The following is an 18,417-nucleotide window of genomic DNA, read 5'->3' as shown; positions in this document are numbered from 1 at the left end:
CAGACCTGTGTTGCGGCTCAATCCCGTTCGGGGCCGAGGGAGATGCCGCGGGAGGCCAGCCAGGGCAGCGGGTCGATCTTGTCGACGCCGTTGAGCCAGACCTCGAAGTGGCAGTGCGGGCCGGTGGAGAAGCCGCGGTTGCCGACGGTGGCGATCTGGTCACCGGCCAGCACCCGCTGGCCCGCGGTGACCACCGCGGTGTCGATGTGGCCGTAGATGGTGACGGTGCCGTCGTCGTGCAGCAGGCGCACCCACATGCCGAAGCCGGAGGCCGGGCCCGCCTCGAGGACGGTGGCGTCGGCGACCGCGTAGATCGGGGTGCCGATCGGGGCGGCGATATCGACGCCCTGGTGGGCCACACCCCAGCGGACACCGAACCCGGAGGTGAAGGTGCCGTTGGCGAATTTGGTCCACAGCGGGCGGAACTTCGACGCCTCGGCATTGGCCAGGTCGGACGCGAACTTCTGGCCCTTCTGCAGGATGTCGCCGAACTGGTCCAGGCTGGCCGGAGCGTTCGGGGTGAGCACCTGCGGGGAACCGGGGGCGGCCGGCTCGCCGACGACCTGCGTCGCGGCGACTTCCTTGACCTGAGCCTGGTAGTCGACGGTCTCCGGCTTGGCCGCCGAGGACTCGATGGAAGCCTGACCGGCCGCCACCACCGCACCGGCCGCCACGGCGACGACCGCGGCGCGGCCCTTCAGCGCGGTGGGCGGAGCGGGAACGCGATGCGAGCCACCGGCACGGCGCTTGCCGCCGGAGCGGGACTCGGCCGCGGCGGAATCCTTGTCGCGCTTCTTGTGATCCAGGCGCGCGCCGTCACCGGAGAAGGTGAGGTTCTCGCCGGACGCGGTACGGAAGGTGTAGACCGGCCGGTACTCGTCGGAGGGGGTCGGGTCCGCGGTGGGATCCCAGTTGGTCCGGGACTGCCCGGCCCAGTCGCTGGGATTCGGTGCGGCCCAGCCGTTCACCGTGGTCTGGCTGTCCCAGTTCTCGCCGGACTCGCCGTTGGGCTGATGCCATTCGGCGGCGGCTTCCCACTGCGGCTGCTCGCCCCAGGTGGATTGCCCGCCGTCCCAGCTGGTTTCGGGCTGCAGGTACTGCGTCGCGTCCCAGGCCTGATCACCGTTCCAGTCGGCATCGGAGTGCCACTGCTGCGGTTCGGCGGGAGCGTTCCAGGCCTGCGTGGCGTTCCAGTCGCCGTGCGCGACCGCGCCGATGGTGGCCTGCGGGTTGTCGAAGGTGGTGGCGCCGCCGAGGTGCTCGGCTTCCTCGCGGTACCGGTGCCCGTGTCGGGGGCGGTGCGCGGAGGGAAAGGGACTCTCGCTCAAGCCTGCCGTCCTCCTGTCGTGACCGGGTTGTGACATCGACCGCATCGACGGTAACGAAACGATTGCAGGTCAGCAAGCGATGGACATGGTTCGACACGAACGTGTGACATTCATCACTTGTCGATCGGGAATCTGCGCACTGTGCTGCGGGTAACCGAGTGAGCTTTTTCGACGACACGCCGTAGTAGTCGGTGTCACTCTGCGGGATTCGTGTGCTCGAGCTGCCACGGCGTTTCCAAGCTACCCACGAGTAGCATTGACAAGGGCTTTTGCCGCGTCAGAGACAGTACCGTGACCTGCGCCACTTAGGCTGTATGCGGCTGATTTCCGCTCCATGTGACTGATTAGAGTCCGAGCCGACCCGCCTCTTGAAACGGGCCGCCAACCAAGTCGTTGTCACAACAACGCAGACGAGACGGTGAGTACATGGATCTCTTCGAATATCAGGCGAAGGAACTCTTCGTGAAGCACGGAGTGCCCTCGTCCGAGGGCCGCGTCACTGATAATGCCGAGGAAGCTCGTGCGATCGCGGAAGAAATCGGCAAGCCGGTCATGGTCAAGGCCCAGGTCAAGGCCGGTGGCCGTGGCAAGGCCGGTGGCGTGAAGTACGCCGCCACCCCGGAGGACGCCTTCACCCACGCCCAGAACATCCTGGGCCTGGACATCAAGGGTCACATCACCAAGAAGGTCCTGGTAGCCGAGGCCAAGGACATCGCGTCGGAGTACTACATCTCCTTCCTGCTGGACCGCTCCAACCGCACCTACCTGGCCATGTGCTCGGTCGAAGGCGGCATGGAGATCGAAGAGGTCGCCGCCACCAAGCCGGAGCGCCTCGCCAAGGTTTCCGTCGACGCCGTCAAGGGTGTCGACCTCGCGTTCGCCCGCTCGATCGCCGAGCAGGGCCACCTGCCCGCCGACATCCTCGATGTCGCCGCCGTGACCATCCAGAAGCTGTGGGAAGTCTTCATTCAGGAAGACGCCCTCCTGGTCGAGGTCAACCCGCTGGTCCGCACCCCCAACGACGAGATCCTGGCCCTCGACGGCAAGGTCACCCTCGACGCGAACGCCGAGTTCCGCCACCCGGAGCACGCGGACTTCGCCGACATCGACGCGACCGACCCGCTCGAGCTCAAGGCCAAGGAGAACGACCTCAACTACGTCAAGCTCGACGGTGAGGTCGGCATCATCGGCAACGGCGCGGGTCTGGTCATGTCGACCCTCGACGTCGTCGCCTACGCCGGCGAGAACCACGACGGCGTGAAGCCGGCCAACTTCCTCGACATCGGCGGCGGCGCCTCGGCGGCCGTGATGGCCGCGGGCCTCGATGTCATCCTGGGTGACGCCCAGGTCAAGAGCGTTTTCGTGAATGTCTTCGGTGGCATCACCGCCTGTGACGCGGTCGCGAACGGCATTGTCGGCGCGCTGCAGACCCTCGGCGACACCGCCTCCAAGCCGCTGGTCGTGCGCCTCGACGGCAACAAGGTCGAGGAAGGTCGCAAGATCCTCGCCGACTTCAACCACCCGCTGGTGACTCTCGCCCAGACCATGGACGAAGGCGCCGACAAGGCCGCCGAACTGGCCGCGGCCAAGTAAGGACACGAACCAACATGTCTATTTTCCTGAACAAGGACAACAAGGTCATCGTCCAGGGCATCACCGGCGGCGAGGGCACCAAGCACACCGCGCTGATGCTGAAGGCGGGCACCAACGTCGTCGGCGGCGTCAACGCCCGTAAGGCCGGCACCACCGTGTCGCACGTGGACAAGGACGGCAACACCGTCGAGCTCCCCGTCTTCGCGACCGTGGCCGAGGCCATCGAGAAGACCGGCGCGGACACCTCCATCGCCTTTGTGCCCCCGGCCTTCTCGAAGGACGCCATCATCGAGGCCATCGACGCGGAGATCCCGCTGCTCGTGGTCATCACCGAGGGCATCCCGGTGCAGGACTCCGCGTACGCGTGGGCCTACAACGTGGACAAGGGCAACAAGACCCGCATCATCGGCCCGAACTGCCCCGGCATCATCACCCCGGGTGAGTCGCTGGTCGGCATCACCCCGGCCACCATCGCGGGCAAGGGTCCGATCGGCCTGGTCTCCAAGTCGGGCACCCTGACCTACCAGATGATGTTCGAGCTGCGCGACTTCGGCTTCTCGACCGCCATCGGCATCGGCGGCGACCCGGTCATCGGCACCACCCACATCGACGCCATCGAGGCGTTCGAGAAGGACCCCGAGACCAAGCTGATCGTGATGATCGGTGAGATCGGTGGCGACGCCGAGGAGCGGGCCGCGGCCTACATCAAGGCCAACGTCACCAAGCCGGTCGTCGGCTACGTCGCGGGCTTCACCGCCCCCGAGGGCAAGACCATGGGCCACGCCGGCGCCATCGTCTCCGACGGTGCGGGCACCGCGCAGGGCAAGAAGGAGGCCCTCGAGGCCGCGGGCGTGAAGGTCGGCAAGACCCCGTCCGAGACCGCCGCCCTGGCGCGCGAGATCCTGGAGAAGGCAAGCATCAGCGCTTGATGTTCTCGTGCCCCGCTGCTCGACAGCAGCGGGGCACAGGGCGAGGGGTGGTTGGCGTGTGCTGACCGTCCGATCGTGAAGGCCGCCTGCCGAATTCGGTGGGCGGCCTTCGCCGTTCCGGTCGAAAAAGACACTCGCGACATGGGACGAATGCGTCGATGCTGCGGATTCGGCGGCCGATTACCGAGTATTGCGGTACGGCCACGGGCGGTGTAGAGGATGACCCCGGCCGTCCGGTGCAGTAGCGTCGATGGAGGTTCGTGGACGTTCGTTCGTGAACGACTCGATAGGAGACGACGACATGTCATACCCGACCGGGGGCTCGGGATACAACGCGCCCCAGCAGCCGACGCCTTCCAACGCACCCGGCTACGGCGCGCAGCCGTCGGGTTCTCCCACGACCGGGTCGAGCGTGACTTCCGTGGCGGGCAAGGGTTTGCCGTTCATTCTGGCCATCGTGGTCGCGGCGCTCGGTGTCATCAATTTCCTGCTGGGCTTCGCGCCCTACGTCGGGACCAAGGCGGTCGAGATCGGTGGCCAGAAGGTCGGCGGCGACACCACTTTCAGCCTGTTCGAGAACACCGGGGCGGCCGCGCTGGTAACCGGCCTGCTGTTCGCCGGTGTGCTGGCGGGTCTCGCGTTGCTGCCGAAGGCTCAGGCCTACACCGGCATCGTCGCGGCCGCGTCGCTGGCCGGATTCCTCGGAATCCTGTTCACCTCCTTCGATCTCGGTGACAGCGTGACGCTGAAGTGGGGCGGCTGGATCATCCTGCTGTTCTCGTTCGCGCAGACCGTGGCGGCCGTGCTGGCGCTGCTGTTCGAGATCGGCATCGTGAAGGCTCCGGCCCCGAAGCCCGCTGCGGCACAGGGTGGTTACGGCCAGCCGGGACAGACCTTCGGGTCGACCGGTTCGCAGTACCAGCAGCCGTCGTTCGGTCAGCAGGCCGGTTACGGTCAGCAGGCGCAGCAGCCGTCGTACGGTCAGACCTCGCAGCCGTCGCAGCCGACCTACGGTCAGCAGCCCTCCTATGGTCAGCAGCCGGCCGGATACGGTCAGCAGCCGGCGCAGCCCGCCGGTTACGGCACCGGTTCGCAGCCGACCTACGGTCAGCAGCCCTCCTATGGTCAGCAGCCCGCTGGATACGGTCAGCAGCCGTCGCCCTACGGCCAGCAGCCCGCCGGCAGCGGCGACGCGACCCAGCATTTCGGTGCGCAGCCCGCGCAGCGTCCGGCCCAGCCCTTCGGTGGCGAGCAGGCCGCGGATCCGGCGGCCGACGCCACCCGCGCCTTCCGTCCGGGCCAGGACGACAAGTAGGTTCGCGGCTCCCGCAAGGAGATTCGACAGAAGCGGGAACGGCCCCCGGTATCGCACCGGGGGCCGTTCTCTTTGCCCGCGCGCCGGTCGTCCGGCGCGCCTGACCCCCCGGTTTCCGAGATGCTGCCACGCTGGTTGTCCATGAGTGCCCCGAAAACTGCCCTGGCTCGCCTGAGCGACCACGACCCGCGGGATCGCCCGCGGGAACCGGTGCGCGCGGGTGCCGGGGGCGGGTCCGGGGGTGGCGGTTTCGGCTCGCTGACCCCCGAACGGGCGCGAGTCCTGATGACGGTCGCGGCGCGACCGTCCGCCATCACCCTGCTGGTGATCTTCATCCTGGTCTTCGGCACCCTGTTCGCGGCCGGCAGCAGCATGAACGGCTCGTCCGGTGCGATCGCGGCCGGTTGGCTTGCCATGCACCAGGTTCCGCTGGTGATCGGCAAGACCGGTATCGGCCTGTGGCCGCTGCTGCCGACCGGGGTGATGCTGTGGCTGGTGGCCCGGGAATGCGCGCAGGCGACCGAACCCGATTGCACGCCTGCGGATCTGGGCTGGATCGTCGGCGCGGCGGCGGGCGGCCCGCTGCTGATCACCGCCGTCTGCCTGGCCGTCGCCGACGACGCCGCCGCGGTGGTGGCGTTGCAGCCGCCGGACACCACCGTCGCCTTCGCCTGGGTGCTGGGTCTGATGCTGGCGGCGGCCGCTGCCGGGATCGTCTCCCGCAGCTGGCGCGAGCTCGCGGAGCTGCTGCCGATTCCCTTGCCGCACTGGGTGATCGCGGGTGCGCGGGCCGGTGCGCGGGTGGTCGGCCGGTTGCTGCTGGTGGCCGCGGCGCTGACCGTGCTGTCGTTCCTGCTGCACTGGTCGCGGATCGCCGACACCTATCGGGCGGGCGGAAGCTTCACCGGCGCACTGGGTTTGACGGTGCTGTCGCTGGCCTATCTGCCGAACGTGCTGGTCGACGCGGCCGGGGTGCTGGTCGGCGGCCAGGTGCAGATCGGGCCGGGTTCGTTGAGTCTGTTCGCGGTCGAGGGTGCGCCGGTGCCCGCGGTCCCGCTGGCGGCCGCGGTGCCGTCGGGTCCGGCGGCGGTGTGGTGGATGGGGCTGCTGGTGGTGCCCGCCGCGCTGGGCGTGCTGACCGGCATGGAATGTGCTCGCACCTCGACGGATCGAGCGGCCGCGCCGTGGGCGACGCTGACCGCGGCGGGGGTCGCGACGGTGCTGCTGGCGCTGCTCGGGGTGACCGCCGGGGGAGACCTCGGCACCTTCGGCTGGATCGGGCCGAACGTGTGGCTGGCTGCCGGTGCGGCCTTCGTGTGGCTGGCGGTGGCCGGATACGTGGGCATGCTGGGTGCGCGCTGGTTCGGTCCGGCGGCGGCGCCCGTGGCCTACGCCGGCGCTGAAGACGGCTACTACGAGGACGACTACTACGACGAGGCGGACGACGAGTACGAGGACGAATTCGACGACTACGAGGACGACGACGCCGGTGACGACGCGGGCGGCTCCGGCGGCGGCTGGTACGACGAGTCGGATCACGACGACGCCCTGGAAGCCGAATTGATGGACGATCACGACGAACTCGCCCACACCCCGGGCGATTCCGTCGATCACGCCGACATCGTCGACGCGGAGGTCGTCGAGGGCGGGCACGCCGAGCATTGAGCCGACACCGGTCCCCGGACGCCCGGTGACGCGGTCCGGGGAGGTGGGCACAAGTCCGGGAAAGCGGCACAGCTAGGCTTGACGAGGCGGTTCGCCCCCGCTGTCCCTTCCCGCTCCGATACCCCAGGGAGTTGTGCGCTGACGTCCACGCCCGCCCCGCTGCTGCCGCCGACCGCGCCCGCGACCCTGGTCGTGCTGGCCTCCGGCACCGGATCCCTGCTGCGTTCCCTGCTGGAAGCGACCCGGGCTCCGGGTTATCCGGCGCAGGTGGTCGCGGTGGGTGTGGACCGCGAATGCGGTGCCACCGACCATGCCGACGCCTTCGACGTGTCGACCTTCGAGGTCGCGCTCGGCGACTTCGGCTCGCGCGCCGAATGGGATGTCGCGCTGACCGAGATGGTCGATCTGTTCCGTCCCGACCTGGTGGTGTCCGCCGGGTTCATGAAGATCCTCGGCCCGGTGTTCCTGGAGCGTTTCGGCGGCCGGATCATCAATACCCATCCCGCGCTGCTGCCCGCGTTCCCGGGCGCGCACGGCGTGCGTGACGCGCTGGCCTACGGGGTGAAGGTCACCGGTTCGACCGTGCACCTGGTCGATTCGGGTGTCGACACCGGTCCGATTCTCGCGCAGGAGGCGGTCGCGGTGCTGCCGGATGACGACGAGGGCGCGCTGCACGAGCGCATCAAGGTTGTGGAGCGTCGGTTGCTGGCGGAGGTCGTCGCCGCCGTCGCTACCCGAGGCATTGTCTCCGATGGACGAAAGGCAGTTATTCCAGATGAGCGAGTTCTGCGGTGAGTGAGCGTAAGGCGATCAAGCGGGCCCTGGTCAGCGTCTATGACAAGACGGGGCTGATCGAACTGGCCACCGGTCTGCACGAGGCGGGCATCGAGCTGGTCTCGACAGGATCGACGGCGGGCAAGATCGCCGACGCGGGTATCCCGGTGACCAAGGTCGAGGATCTGACCGGTTTCCCGGAGACCCTCGACGGCCGGGTCAAGACCCTGCACCCGCGCGTGCACGCCGGGATCCTGGCCGACACCCGCAAGGAGGAGCACGTCGATCAGCTCGTCGAGCTGGGTGTCGAGGCGTTCCAGCTGGTCATCGTGAACCTGTACCCGTTCACGCAGACCGTCGCCTCGGGCGCGAGCATCGACGAGTGCGTCGAGCAGATCGACATCGGCGGGCCGTCCATGGTGCGCGCCGCCGCCAAGAACCACCCGTCGGTCGCGGTGGTCGTCTCGGCCGGTGACTACGACCAGGTGCTGGCCTCCGTCAAGGCGGGCGGTTTCACCCTCGCTGAGCGAACTGCCTTGGCCGCCAAGGCTTTCCAGCACACCGCCTCCTACGACGTGGCCGTCGCCAGTTGGATGACCAATGTCGCGGTTCCGGCCGTCGAGCCGGAAACCGAAGGCGGACAGCACTTCCCGGCGTGGATCGGTGCGACCTGGAACCGTGAGGACGTGCTGCGCTACGGCGAGAACCCGCATCAGGGCGCGGCGCTCTACGTCAACGAGGCCGGTCCGGCCGGGCTGGCGCAGGCGAAGCAGTTGCACGGCAAGGAAATGTCGTACAACAACTACACCGACGCCGACGCGGCCTGGCGCGCCGCCTACGACTTCGACGAGCCCGCGGTGGCGGTGATCAAGCACGCCAACCCGTGCGGCATCGCGGTCGGCACGGATATCGCCGAGGCGCATCGCCGCGCGCACGCCACCGATCCGGTGTCCGCGTACGGCGGCGTGATCGCGGCCAACCGTGAGGTGTCCGTCGAGATGGCCGAGCAGGTCGCGGAGATCTTCACCGAGGTCATCGTCGCGCCCGGCTACGCCGACGGTGCGGTGGAAGTGTTGCAGCGCAAGAAGAATGTGCGCGTGCTGGTGGCCGATCCGGCTCAGCGCAAGGGCGCGGAGCTGCGTCCGGTCAGCGGCGGCGCGCTGCTGCAGGACCGCGACATCCTCGACGCCGCGGGCGACGATCCGGCCAACTGGACCCTCGCCGCCGGTGAGGCCGCCGACGAGGCCACCCTCGCGGACCTCGCGTTCGCCTGGCGGGCGTGCCGCGCGGTGAAGTCGAACGCCATCCTGCTCGCCGACGACGGTGCCGCCGTGGGCGTGGGCATGGGTCAGGTCAACCGGGTGGACTCCTGCAAGCTGGCCGTCGAGCGCGCCGGTGACCGGGCCAAGGGTTCGGTGGCCGCGTCGGACGCGTTCTTCCCGTTCTCCGACGGTCCGCAGATCCTGGTGACGGCGGGCGTGCGCGCCATCGTGCACCCGGGTGGGTCGATTCGCGACAAGGACACCATCGAACTGTGCCGTGAGGCCGGGGTCACCCTGTACCTGACGGGGTCGCGCCACTTCGCGCACTGATCCGGACGGATGCTCCGAGTCCTCGGATCATCCACGGGCACAGCGTTTTTCGGCAGCCGGTGTGCGATCGTTCAGCGATCGCACACCGGCTGTTCCGGTTGTGGACAGCGGCCGATTTTCGGACCGCACTACGGGATCAGTTGACGCTCAATACTTTTCGATCACCGAGCGGGGCCTTCAGTGGCACGTCCAGGGTGCCGAACACCGCGATCATGGTGCACATCTTGCCGACCGCGTCCGGCAGCGTGCCCGACTTCAGATCCACGGTGACGGTCGAGGAGGTCTCGGCGACGCTCACGTCCACGCCGTAGCATTCGGGCGAACCGGTCTGGAAGTTCACCGCGATCGTGTTGGCGTCCACCCGCGTCCAGCTGTCGAACGGAATGCCGTGCGGGGTCACCAGGCCCGGGTTCGCGGTGAAGGTGCGGCCGATACGGCCGCCGGGCGACTCGGTGGGGGTGGCGGTGGTACTGGTCGCGGCGGTGGTCGATTTCGACTGGTCGCCACCGTTTTCGGAGTTTCCGCAAGCCGTCACGGTCAGGCCGATCAGGATGGCGCCGACGGCGGCGATGAGGCGGCGTCCCGGTGTCGCGTACATGCGCATCACCCTAGTGGCCCGGGACCGTACGGCCGGTTCCGCGCGTTGTTTTCGTGACCCTGGCGAATTTCTGGCGACGACACGCCGAAATCTTCGCAGAACCGGCGCGTAACTCTGCGGTGACCGGCGGCCGATCGGTAGTCTCGTTGCAGATGCGCGAATGCAGTTCCGCGCCATCGACTTATCTCATGATCACCCCTCCCGAAAGGACACACCGTGGGCGACTCGTTGAAGGTCGGCGAAGAACTCGGTCGCGGAGAGGCGCTGCAAGGCGGTGCCTACACCCTGACTCTGCAAGATGATGGCAACCTGGTGCTGTCCGACCCGACCGGCAAGGTCGAATGGGCTTCCGCCACCAACGGACAGGGCGTCGTGCGGGCGACCCTGCAGGACGACGGCAACTTCGTCCTGTACAAGGAAGACGGCGCCGCCTGGTCCACCGAGACCAACGGCAAGAGCGCGGACCGCCTGGTGGTTCAGGCCGACCGCAACGTCGTGCTCTACGGCTCCGACGGCAGCACGCTGTGGGCCTCGGGCACCAACACCGACAACCCGCTGCCCGCTCCGGAGCCGGTGCAGACCCAGGCCGCCGCGGTCGAGGAGGTTCCCCCGCCGCCGCCCGCCGCCCAGACCTACACGGTCGAGCCGGGTGACACCCTGTGGGCGGTCGCCGAGCGCTTCTACGGCGACGGCAACCGCTACCAGGAGATCGCCAACGCCAGCGGTATCGACAACCCGGACGCCATCAACGTCGGCCAGGTTCTGACCATCCCGTAATCCGCGGCTCCGCCACGACTTACGAGAAAACAAGCCCCCGAGTGCAAAAGCACTCGGGGGCTTGGCTTTTGGAGAGAGTGAACTGCCTCCGCCGGGCTGTGAATTCGCCCCCGAGCGCATGAAGATGCCAGGAGGTGGCGAGCGCGAGGGGCGAGACCGGCGAAGGCGGCGGGTTGCGAGCTGTGCCCGGGCCACGTCGTTTCCGGGTTTCGGGGGTGTGTCCCTGAGAGTCGCGCGAGTTGTCTCAACTCACCATTGCGTAGGGCCCCCGATGTGTAAACATCGGGGGCCCTACGTATTTGGTCTTTCCCGGAGGGGAGGTTCACGTCCCGCGTCAGCGGTGGGTGAAGGGGAGCAATGCCATTTCGCGGGCGTTCTTGACGGCCACGGCGACCTGGCGTTGCTGCTGCGGGGTCAGGCCGGTGACGCGTCGGCTGCGGATCTTGCCGCGGTCGGAGATGAACGTGCGCAGCAGGTTCACGTCCTTGTAGTCGACGGTTTCGACGCCGGCGGAGATGAGGGGGTTCTTCTTGGGGCGCCGGGCCTGCTCGGCGCGGACCTTCTTCGACGGTGCTCGCTTCACTGCCATGTCAGCGGTTCCTTACTCGCGCGTTTTCAGGTTCACGAAAGGGTGGATGCCTACCAGCTCGATTTGTGCACTCCGGGCAGTTCTCCCCGGTGGGCCATGGTGCGTACGCGGATGCGCGAGAGCCCGAATTTCCGGAGGTGACCCCGTGGACGTCCGTCCGCGGCGTCCCGGTTGCGCAATCGTACCGGACTGGCGTCACGCGGCATTTTCTGCAGCGCGACCTGGGCGGCCGCCCGATCTTCTTCGGTGCTGGTGGGCTTTCGGATGATTTCTTTCAGCTCGGCTCGCCGCTGCGCGTAGCGGGCCACGATCTGTTTGCGCTCTTCGTTTTTCGCGATCTTGGATTTCTTGGCCACGTCAGCGGTCCTCGCGGAACTCGACGTGGCGGCGCACGACCGGGTCGTACTTCTTCAGGACCATGCGGTCGGGGTCGTTGCGCCGGTTCTTGCGGGTGACGTAGGTGTATCCGGTTCCGGCGGTGGACTTCAGCTTGATGACGGGCCGGATGTCGGTCGATTTCGATGCCATCGGGTTTCAGCTCCTTCAGATCTTCTGGCCGGCGGCGCGCAGCCGGGCCACGACCGCTTCGATGCCGTCGCGGTCGATGGTCTTGATGCCCTTGGCGGACAGGGTCAGCGTGATGCGCCGTCCCGCGCTGGGCAGGTAGTAGGTCTTGCGCTGGATGTTGGGGTCCCAGCGGCGGTTGGTCCGCTTGTGTGAGTGCGATACGGACTTGCCGAACCCCGGCTTGCGGCCGGTGACCTGGCAGATGGCCGACATGGGCACTCCCTTCCGGTGGTTAATGTAGATGACAATCGTTTTCGACAACGAATCTATTCCAAGGTACGCTAGGCAGCCGGTAATTGAAAATCATTGTCGAAAGGAGGGCCGGTGGAGTCCCGACCCACGCACCACCCGCATGTCGAGTCCGACCGTCGCACCCCGGTACTGGTGCTCGCCGGACTCCCGGGCCGCGCCGCCGAGGGGGTCGATCGCGCCGCACGGCTGCTCGGCGCAGAACCCGGCACCGTCGTGGTCCGACACGATCTGTCCGAGCTGAACCACGGCGTGGTGCGCCGCACCGTGCACGCCGACGGCCGCGAAAACCTCACGGTCCTCGAGCTCGCGCACGGCTGCGTCTCCTGCACGCTGCGCGCCGACCTGCTGCCCTACCTGTGCCTGCTCGCCACGCGAGATTCGGTGCGGCGCATCGTGCTCGCACTGGACCCGGCGTTCGAGGCCGAGGCCGTCTGCCAGGCGATCACCGATGTCACGGTGACCGGCGTGGTCGGCCGGGTGGACGGTCCGGCGGGCCGCAGCGTGCGCATCGAGGCGGTGCTGACCTGCCTCGACGCCCGTGACTGGCTGGCCGACGCCACCGGTGACGAGACCCTCGCCGAACGCGGTCACGCCACCGCCGAGGACGAGCGCACCATCGCCCAGCTGGCGGTCGGTCAGGTCGAATTCGCCGATGCCCTGGTGGCTTTCGACGCGGGCGCGGATCTACTGGACCGGGAACGCACCGCCGCGGTGCTGGCCCGGCTCGCGCCGCGCGCACCCGTCGCGTGGGTCGCCGAACCGGGGACCCTGGACGCCGACGACCTGAACCGGCTGCTGCGCCTGATTCCCGAGGACGGACGGCGCGGCGACCAATTCGATCCCCATGCCCCGCTGCTGCGCGGTGAACCGCCGCTCACCACCGATCACGGTGTGGCACTGGTGGAATTCGCCACCGACCGCCCGTTCCATCCGGACCGCCTGCACTCCGCCATCGACGTGCTGCTCGACGGTGTGGTGAGCGCGCGCGGCCGGGCCTGGTTGGCGACTCAGCCGGAGCAGGTGGTGTGGCTGGAGTCGGCGGGCGGCGGTCTACGGGTGGGCGGCGCGGGAAAGTGGCTGGCCGCCATGGATTCTCGCGAGCTGGCCGAGGTGGACCCGGAGCGGCTGGCGTGGGCGTCGCTGCGCTGGGACGAGCAGTTCGGTGACCGGCACACCTCGCTGGTCATCCTGGTCGCCGATTCCGACGCCGAGGAGATCCGGCACGCCCTGCACTGGGCGCTGGTCGACGAGGACGAGCTGCGGCAGCTGCGTTTCGCCCCGGAGCGGGTGGCGCTGTGGGCCGACCCGTTCGGTGACCAGCACGAAGAACCATGTGACACAACAAGATCGACGTCGGCTGCCGAGAACGGCGCCGCACGCGAGAACGAAAGGTGATGTGATGCGACAGGGAATTCATCCCGACTACCATCCGGTGGTCTTCCAGGACGTGAGCACCGGCAAGTGCTTCCTGACCCGTTCCACCGCGGTGTCCGAGCGCACCGTCGAATGGGAGGACGGCAATACCTATCCGCTGCTGGTGGTCGACGTGACCTCGGACTCCCATCCGTTCTGGACCGGCAATCAGCGGGTGCTCGACACCGCGGGCCGGGTGGAGAAGTTCGAGCGCCGCTACGGCAAACGCGTTCGCGCGGGCGAGGATTCGACGATCGAGAAGGGTGACCGGTAATGGCCGTTCCGAAGCGGCGGATGTCGCGTTCGAATACCCGCAGCCGCCGTTCGCAGTGGAAGGCGACGGTGCCGGAGCTGGTGCCGGTGACGATCGGTGGTGTGGTGCACCGGATTCCGCGCCGACTGGTGGCGGCGGTGCGGCGGGGCCTGATCGATCCACGCGAACTCTGATCGATCAGGCCGACGGCATCAGCCTTCCTTGGCCGCCAGATCCGCGAGGGTGGCGGCGAGCCGGAAGTACTTGTTCTTGGCGAGATCGGCGATGGTCTTGATGCCGAGTGCCTCGAGCAACTGCGTGTCGTGTTTCTCGGTGAGTCCGGCGAGCGCCGAGGGCGGCGCGGCGAGGAGCTCGGTGAGCGACTTGGTTTCGTAAGCCTTGTCGAGGGCCTTGTCGAGATTCACGCTGACGGCCATGAGGCCTCCTTCATCAATCAACAGCCAAGATTCGGACAGGCTGACCCTAGCCCTCGATGATGCTGTGTCACCAGAGATCTGCGTACGTGTTGCGAGCCTGTGAACTGGTCGTCCGAATGTCTCGAGGCTGCGAAAAAGTCTTCCCAAAGTTGTGAACTCGTGGCCCGGCAGCGGTATTCTCATGCCTTGAGGGCGGGTTCTCCTGACTATCGGAGAACCCGCTCATCGCCACTTTTCGGGCAGGTTCGCACCGGTTCCACGGTCGCGGCAGATCACGACAATTGACCCAATTCGGTTGTGGCCGTCGGCTTGCCGGAATCCCCGTTCGGCGCACTGCCCCAGCCGGGCAGCGGTACCCCGGGCAGCAGTTGTTCGAGCCGGGCCAACTGCTCGGCGACCAGCGTCGCCGGACCTTCCACCAGCGAGAACGGAAACGGCCAGTGGTGGCCGGACAGCCGTGTCACCGCACTGGTGAGCTCGGCGGTGGTGGCCTCCAGATCGCTCACCTCCGTACGTAGTTCGTCGATGGTGGTCAGCGCCGAGGCCAGCGCGTCCACCACGGTGCGATGCTGGCCCTGCGGGTTGTCGCCGAGTTGCGGCCAGCCGGTGAGTCCGGGTCCGCGCAACTGGGTCTGGATATCGCGCAGAATTTCGTCTTGTTCCGGTGTCAAGTCCTGTTCCTCCGGTTCCACATCCCATTGGCCGAAATCGACCCGGTCGGTCTCGTTCACATCGCATTCGACGCCGTCCACGATCACCTGCTGCCCCGTCTGCAGGATCGACCGGCGCGGCTCGAGATTGGTGCCCGACCAGGCCACCGTCTGCCACGCCCAGTTCGCCGCACCCGCGTCCAGCGCCCGGCTGACCACCCAATACCCGCCGTAGACACCGACATTCGCGCTGCCGAGCACGGTCGCCGCGCCATTGAGGTAGTCGTTGATGGTCGCCTGCTGCTGCGGGGTGGCGTCGAAGTCGGCGGAGAAGTAGATGGGCCGATCCGGTCGCCCGCCGCAGCGCAGCACCTGCGCCAGCGCCGTGCGCGCGTCCGTGACGCCCGCACCGTAGCCGTCCAGCATGCGCGCGGCCGTGGTCTCCCAGTTCGACACGATCGAAACACCGTGTGCGCGCAGCTCGTCCGCTTCGGCGGGGGTGAGCAGCTTGCCGGGCAGTGTCGGCCCGCCGTCGGAGAGATAGCGGACCACGAAGTCGTATCCGGCGGCCCTGATGGCACTCGCGGCGGGCCTACCTGCGGCGTAATCCAGCCCGAAACGCATGTCTGTCACTGTAATTCGCCGGACACGCCGACGGCAGGGCATTTCCGAACTCGAATCGGCCCCCTCGAACCGGCACCGACGCAGCTACACCGGTGGTTGACTGGGGACGGCTGTGTGAGCGGCGTCACTGTGCTGTGGCGAATCGGTGCATAGGCGTCGCGGATGCGGCCCTTGCCGATTGCTTGTGCAGTACTTCAGAAACGGAGAACCGAATGCCTGTACGCAGCGAGGCCTGGCCCGCGGGGACGCCGTGCTGGGTCGACTGTCAGGTCGACGATCCGGTCAAGGCCGCCGAGTTCTACGGCGCGCTGTTCGGCTGGGACATGCAGGGCGGGGGAGAGGACTCCGGGGGATATCTGATGGCGCTACGCGACGGTGAGGCCGTCGCGGGCGTCGGACCCAAACCCGAGCCGGGGGTGCCCTCGGTGTGGACCACCTACTTCGCGGTGCCAGACGCGGACAAGGCCGCCGAGCAGGTCACGGCCGCGGGCGGCAGCCTGGTGGTGCCCGCCTTCGACGTGATGGAGTTCGGCCGCATGTTCGTCGCCGCCGACGCGTCGGGCGCGCCGTTCGCGGTCTGGGAGGCGCGCGCCCACAACGGCGCGGCCGTCCACAACGAGCACGGCGGCTACGTCTGGAACGATCTGCACACCGGCGACTTCGATGCCGCGAAACAGTTCTACGGCGAGCTGTTCGGCTTCACCTTCATCGAATTCGACGACGACGCAATGCGATACGCCACCTTCACTCCGCCCGGCGGCGGCGAGCCGGTCGGCGGCATCAACGACGACCGCCGGGGCGGCGCGGCGCCCGCGCGCCCGTACTGGCTGACCTGGTTCCAATTCGACGGCATCGACGCCGGTCTCACCCGGGCGGGCGAACTCGGCGCAACGGTGCTGATGGCCGCCACCGACGGACCGTTCGGCCGGATGGCGATCCTGGCCGCCCCGCAGGGAGAACTGTTCGGCCTGCTCGATCCGGCCACCACCATCGGTGAACGGCCCGCGGACCGCGACTGATCGCGCAGACGCGTCGAGCCGGGTCGATGCGCATCGACCCGGCTCGCGGCGGGAGGTGACGGACGCGCTCAGCGCCGCGGCGGCTCCGCCCGGATTCCCGGCTGCGCCGGTGCGTGCTGCGACGCCGTGGCCAGCGACGGACTGTGCGCGAGATCGGGTTTCGGCAGCACGGGGGTGCGCGCCTCCCGCCGGTCCGGCGCGACCAGGATCGCGGTGATCGGCACCGTCAGCGCGAGCGTGCCGATGATGAAGAACGGCACGAAGAAGCTGAACAACTCCTGGCCCTGCGGCGCCGCGGCACTCGGGTCCAGATGGATCTGCACCCCGGTGAAGCCCACGAAGTGCATGGCGATCACCAGCCCCGCGTAGATCACCGCCCCGGCCAGCACCATCGGCACCGAGCGCGCGATGCGGCTGAACCACAGCAGCAGCCCCGACATCATCGCGACCATCACGAACACCGCGATGATCGAGACCATGCTGCGCTCGACACTGCCCTGCACCCGGATCGCGTTGAGCATCAGCAGGTCTCCGGTGCCGAACCCGCCCGCCATCACCAGCGCGCCGAGCACCAACCGCCACCAGTTCAGTCTGGGTCCGGCGACCAGCATGGCGATGAACATGGTGAGCCCGGCCAGCACCGAGAACATGCTGGTCACGCTCGACTCGTAGCGAACGGGGCTGCCGTTCACCCCGAATCCGAGCATCAGCAGGTAGATCGGCATGGCCATGCCGACGCCGCCGATCGAGACCGACGCCACGAACACCCACACCAGCCGGAACTTGGCGGTCACCGACTTGGTGGACTGCCGGATGCAGGCCAGCCCGCAGGCCACGCCGGAGAACGACGTGATCAGCGCGAGGCCCGCGACCCAGTAGCCCATCGAGAAATAGATCATCTGCTCACCCCTGTATTCGTGATCTCAGGCCCCGCAACGGATTCCGCGTCGAACGCGCTTTCTGCTGCCCGTCAGCCCCGCTTCGCGGTTTCGCGCTGGGCCGCCATCAGCCGTTCGATCGCGTACTCGGTCACGGCCGCCAGTGAGCGGCGCACCTCGATCGGGTCGCGGGCGTCGATGTCCACGATCGGCACCCCCTCCCGCACGCTGAGCGCCTCACGGAGCTCGGCGACCGGGAAACGCGGCGCGTCGGGGAAACGGTTGACCGCGATCAGGAACGGCAGCGATTTGGCCTCGAAGAAGTCCACCGCCGCGAAGCTGTCCTCGATGCGCCGGGTGTCGACCAGCACCACCGCGCCGATGGCGCCCTTGATGAGGTCGTCCCACATGAACCAGAACCGCCGCTGTCCGGGCGTGCCGAACAGGTATAGCACCAGGTTGCCGGGCAGGATGATGCGCCCGAAATCCATGGCCACCGTGGTGGTTTCCTTGCCGGGTGTGGCGGCGAGGTCGTCGACCCCGTCCGACAGGCCGGTGACCATCGCCTCGGTGCGCAGCGGAACGATCTCCGAGACCGCGCCGACGAAGGTGGTCTTGCCCGCGCCGAAACCGCCCGCTACGACGATCTTGGTCGATGCGGTGCGCATCTCCTCGCCCGGGCGGGGTGGATACTGCAGCCCGGGATTAGGGAACTGCCCGGTTGTGTACTGGGGGCCGCCGCCTGGGAATTGCGGCCCACCCTGGTATCCCCCGCCGTCATAGGGCGCGGAGTCCATGCAGTGTCCTCTCCATCAAATTGCGGCGCTCGTCGAAGGTCGCCTGATCGCTCAAAGTCGAATGCACACGCAGGGTTCCGGCGACGACGAGATCACCGATCACCACCCGGATCATGCCCAGCGGCCGGCTCAGGTGCGCCGCGATCTCGGCGACCGAGAGCCGGGCGGTGCCCAGACGCAGGATCTCCGTACGGACATCACCGGCAGGCCAGTCGAAATGGGCCGTGTAGGAAAGGGTTTCGACGACCGCCTCGAGCGGCAGATCGACTGCCGGTTCGGTGCGGCCCGAGGTCAGCGCGTAGGGACGGACACGGGTGGTCGGCGGCCGGTTGTTGCCGCCGATTCCGCCATTCGGATTGGTCATGGG

At 68.0% G+C, this 18,417-nt stretch carries 22 protein-coding genes; 11 read left to right on the top strand and 11 right to left on the bottom strand.

The window, feature by feature from the left end:
• Positions 1-17: 17 nt before the first annotated feature.
• Positions 18-1,328 carry a M23 family metallopeptidase gene (locus OG300_RS27800; RefSeq protein WP_405485981.1) on the bottom strand — a complete coding sequence of 437 codons (1,311 nt, stop codon included), beginning with the start codon at positions 1,326-1,328 and terminating at the stop codon, positions 18-20.
• 426 nt (positions 1,329-1,754) lie between these two features.
• Here OG300_RS27800 and sucC point away from each other — a divergent pair, with 426 nt between their 5' ends.
• The 6 genes from sucC to purH all read left to right on the top strand — a co-directional run bounded on the left by sucC (position 1,755) and on the right by purH (position 9,196).
• Entirely contained in the window at positions 1,755-2,921 is a 1,167-nt protein-coding gene (sucC, locus tag OG300_RS27795) for an ADP-forming succinate--CoA ligase subunit beta (RefSeq protein WP_405485980.1), read from the top strand.
• A gap of 14 nt (positions 2,922-2,935) precedes the next feature.
• Positions 2,936-3,850: a succinate--CoA ligase subunit alpha gene (gene sucD / locus OG300_RS27790; RefSeq protein ID WP_405485979.1), complete on the top strand. Its 915-nt coding sequence runs from the start codon at positions 2,936-2,938 to the stop codon at positions 3,848-3,850.
• A 301-nt stretch (positions 3,851-4,151) separates the two neighbouring features.
• Positions 4,152-5,165 carry a DUF5336 domain-containing protein gene (locus tag OG300_RS27785; RefSeq protein ID WP_405485978.1) on the top strand — a complete coding sequence of 338 codons (1,014 nt, stop codon included), beginning with the start codon at positions 4,152-4,154 and terminating at the stop codon, positions 5,163-5,165.
• A gap of 141 nt (positions 5,166-5,306) precedes the next feature.
• A complete protein-coding gene (locus tag OG300_RS27780) occupies positions 5,307-6,830 on the top strand; it encodes a DUF6350 family protein (protein ID WP_405485977.1) in 1,524 nt (507 codons plus the stop codon).
• Positions 6,831-6,968: 138 nt separating this feature from the next.
• Positions 6,969-7,625 (top strand): phosphoribosylglycinamide formyltransferase, encoded by a 657-nt coding sequence (gene purN / locus OG300_RS27775; protein ID WP_405498700.1) that lies wholly within the window; start codon positions 6,969-6,971, stop codon positions 7,623-7,625.
• The gene (gene purH, locus OG300_RS27770) at positions 7,622-9,196 is read left to right on the top strand and encodes a bifunctional phosphoribosylaminoimidazolecarboxamide formyltransferase/IMP cyclohydrolase (protein WP_405485976.1); all 1,575 of its coding nucleotides are present in this window, start codon (positions 7,622-7,624) and stop codon (positions 9,194-9,196) included. Before purN ends, purH begins: the two co-directional genes overlap by 4 nt.
• Before the next feature lie 136 nt (positions 9,197-9,332).
• Here purH and OG300_RS27765 read toward each other — a convergent pair whose 3' ends face one another.
• Positions 9,333-9,794 (bottom strand): hypothetical protein, encoded by a 462-nt coding sequence (locus OG300_RS27765; RefSeq protein WP_405485975.1) that lies wholly within the window; start codon positions 9,792-9,794, stop codon positions 9,333-9,335.
• A gap of 216 nt (positions 9,795-10,010) precedes the next feature.
• Between OG300_RS27765 and OG300_RS27760 the strand changes: the two genes are divergently transcribed.
• Positions 10,011-10,571, top strand: coding sequence for a LysM peptidoglycan-binding domain-containing protein (locus OG300_RS27760; RefSeq protein ID WP_405485974.1), 561 nt, complete (start codon positions 10,011-10,013; stop codon positions 10,569-10,571).
• Positions 10,572-10,905: 334 nt separating this feature from the next.
• Here the strand turns inward: OG300_RS27760 and rpsR are convergent, their stop codons facing one another.
• The 4 genes from rpsR to rpmB are packed head-to-tail and all read right to left on the bottom strand — an operon-like array spanning position 10,906 to position 11,940.
• Complete coding sequence (gene rpsR, locus OG300_RS27755) at positions 10,906-11,160, bottom strand: 30S ribosomal protein S18 (RefSeq protein ID WP_405485973.1); 255 nt, start codon at positions 11,158-11,160, stop codon at positions 10,906-10,908.
• A gap of 50 nt (positions 11,161-11,210) precedes the next feature.
• Complete coding sequence (gene rpsN / locus OG300_RS27750) at positions 11,211-11,516, bottom strand: 30S ribosomal protein S14 (RefSeq protein ID WP_405485972.1); 306 nt, start codon at positions 11,514-11,516, stop codon at positions 11,211-11,213.
• Position 11,517: 1 nt separating this feature from the next.
• Positions 11,518-11,688, bottom strand: a complete 171-nt coding sequence (rpmG, locus tag OG300_RS27745; protein ID WP_067816438.1) for a 50S ribosomal protein L33 — start codon at positions 11,686-11,688, stop codon at positions 11,518-11,520.
• Positions 11,689-11,703: 15 nt separating this feature from the next.
• On the bottom strand, positions 11,704-11,940 hold the full coding sequence (gene rpmB / locus OG300_RS27740) for a 50S ribosomal protein L28 (RefSeq protein WP_405485971.1): 237 nt from the start codon (positions 11,938-11,940) through the stop codon (positions 11,704-11,706).
• Between the two features lie 111 nt (positions 11,941-12,051).
• Between rpmB and mrf the strand changes: the two genes are divergently transcribed.
• The 3 genes from mrf to rpmF are packed head-to-tail and all read left to right on the top strand — an operon-like array spanning position 12,052 to position 13,839.
• The gene (gene mrf / locus OG300_RS27735) at positions 12,052-13,374 is read left to right on the top strand and encodes a ribosome hibernation factor-recruiting GTPase MRF (protein ID WP_405485970.1); all 1,323 of its coding nucleotides are present in this window, start codon (positions 12,052-12,054) and stop codon (positions 13,372-13,374) included.
• Between the two features lie 4 nt (positions 13,375-13,378).
• Complete coding sequence (locus tag OG300_RS27730; protein ID WP_405485969.1) at positions 13,379-13,666, top strand: type B 50S ribosomal protein L31; 288 nt, start codon at positions 13,379-13,381, stop codon at positions 13,664-13,666.
• Entirely contained in the window at positions 13,666-13,839 is a 174-nt protein-coding gene (rpmF, locus tag OG300_RS27725; protein ID WP_405485968.1) for a 50S ribosomal protein L32, read from the top strand. The genes OG300_RS27730 and rpmF overlap by 1 nt, the downstream gene beginning before the upstream one ends.
• A gap of 18 nt (positions 13,840-13,857) precedes the next feature.
• Here the strand turns inward: rpmF and OG300_RS27720 are convergent, their stop codons facing one another.
• Positions 13,858-14,082, bottom strand: coding sequence for a hypothetical protein (locus OG300_RS27720; RefSeq protein WP_405485967.1), 225 nt, complete (start codon positions 14,080-14,082; stop codon positions 13,858-13,860).
• A gap of 272 nt (positions 14,083-14,354) precedes the next feature.
• The gene (locus OG300_RS27715; RefSeq protein WP_405485966.1) at positions 14,355-15,356 is read right to left on the bottom strand and encodes a DUF1906 domain-containing protein; all 1,002 of its coding nucleotides are present in this window, start codon (positions 15,354-15,356) and stop codon (positions 14,355-14,357) included.
• Positions 15,357-15,568: 212 nt separating this feature from the next.
• Here OG300_RS27715 and OG300_RS27710 point away from each other — a divergent pair, with 212 nt between their 5' ends.
• Positions 15,569-16,375 (top strand): VOC family protein, encoded by an 807-nt coding sequence (locus OG300_RS27710; protein WP_405485965.1) that lies wholly within the window; start codon positions 15,569-15,571, stop codon positions 16,373-16,375.
• A 68-nt stretch (positions 16,376-16,443) separates the two neighbouring features.
• Here the strand turns inward: OG300_RS27710 and OG300_RS27705 are convergent, their stop codons facing one another.
• The 3 genes from OG300_RS27705 to OG300_RS27695 all read right to left on the bottom strand — a co-directional run bounded on the left by OG300_RS27705 (position 16,444) and on the right by OG300_RS27695 (position 18,414).
• Positions 16,444-17,274 carry a hypothetical protein gene (locus OG300_RS27705; protein WP_405485964.1) on the bottom strand — a complete coding sequence of 277 codons (831 nt, stop codon included), beginning with the start codon at positions 17,272-17,274 and terminating at the stop codon, positions 16,444-16,446.
• Between the two features lie 71 nt (positions 17,275-17,345).
• The gene (locus OG300_RS27700; RefSeq protein ID WP_405485963.1) at positions 17,346-17,921 is read right to left on the bottom strand and encodes a GTP-binding protein; all 576 of its coding nucleotides are present in this window, start codon (positions 17,919-17,921) and stop codon (positions 17,346-17,348) included.
• Between the two features lie 109 nt (positions 17,922-18,030).
• Positions 18,031-18,414, bottom strand: a complete 384-nt coding sequence (locus tag OG300_RS27695; protein WP_405485962.1) for a DUF742 domain-containing protein — start codon at positions 18,412-18,414, stop codon at positions 18,031-18,033.
• Positions 18,415-18,417 lie beyond the last annotated feature (3 nt).

Source organism: Nocardia sp. NBC_00511 (assembly GCF_045161165.1).
Lineage (GTDB): Bacteria > Actinomycetota > Actinomycetes > Mycobacteriales > Mycobacteriaceae > Nocardia.
Note: the sequence above shows the minus strand (reverse complement) of the source record. Positions and strands in the feature narration are given on the sequence as shown.

Coding starts and splice junctions, on each gene's coding strand:
- sucC (WP_405485980.1), top strand. CDS start 1,755: ATGGATCTCTTCGAATATCAGGCGAAGGAACTCTTCGTGAAGCACGGA.
- sucD (WP_405485979.1), top strand. CDS start 2,936: ATGTCTATTTTCCTGAACAAGGACAACAAGGTCATCGTCCAGGGCATC.
- OG300_RS27785 (WP_405485978.1), top strand. CDS start 4,152: ATGTCATACCCGACCGGGGGCTCGGGATACAACGCGCCCCAGCAGCCG.
- OG300_RS27780 (WP_405485977.1), top strand. CDS start 5,307: ATGAGTGCCCCGAAAACTGCCCTGGCTCGCCTGAGCGACCACGACCCG.
- OG300_RS27765 (WP_405485975.1), bottom strand. CDS start 9,794: ATGTACGCGACACCGGGACGCCGCCTCATCGCCGCCGTCGGCGCCATC.
- rpsR (WP_405485973.1), bottom strand. CDS start 11,160: ATGGCAGTGAAGCGAGCACCGTCGAAGAAGGTCCGCGCCGAGCAGGCC.
- rpmG (WP_067816438.1), bottom strand. CDS start 11,688: ATGGCATCGAAATCGACCGACATCCGGCCCGTCATCAAGCTGAAGTCC.
- rpmB (WP_405485971.1), bottom strand. CDS start 11,940: ATGTCGGCCATCTGCCAGGTCACCGGCCGCAAGCCGGGGTTCGGCAAG.
- OG300_RS27730 (WP_405485969.1), top strand. CDS start 13,379: ATGCGACAGGGAATTCATCCCGACTACCATCCGGTGGTCTTCCAGGAC.
- rpmF (WP_405485968.1), top strand. CDS start 13,666: ATGGCCGTTCCGAAGCGGCGGATGTCGCGTTCGAATACCCGCAGCCGC.
- OG300_RS27720 (WP_405485967.1), bottom strand. CDS start 14,082: ATGGCCGTCAGCGTGAATCTCGACAAGGCCCTCGACAAGGCTTACGAA.
- OG300_RS27715 (WP_405485966.1), bottom strand. CDS start 15,356: ATGCGTTTCGGGCTGGATTACGCCGCAGGTAGGCCCGCCGCGAGTGCC.
- OG300_RS27710 (WP_405485965.1), top strand. CDS start 15,569: ATGCCTGTACGCAGCGAGGCCTGGCCCGCGGGGACGCCGTGCTGGGTC.
- OG300_RS27705 (WP_405485964.1), bottom strand. CDS start 17,274: ATGATCTATTTCTCGATGGGCTACTGGGTCGCGGGCCTCGCGCTGATC.
- OG300_RS27700 (WP_405485963.1), bottom strand. CDS start 17,921: ATGCGCACCGCATCGACCAAGATCGTCGTAGCGGGCGGTTTCGGCGCG.
- OG300_RS27695 (WP_405485962.1), bottom strand. CDS start 18,414: ATGACCAATCCGAATGGCGGAATCGGCGGCAACAACCGGCCGCCGACC.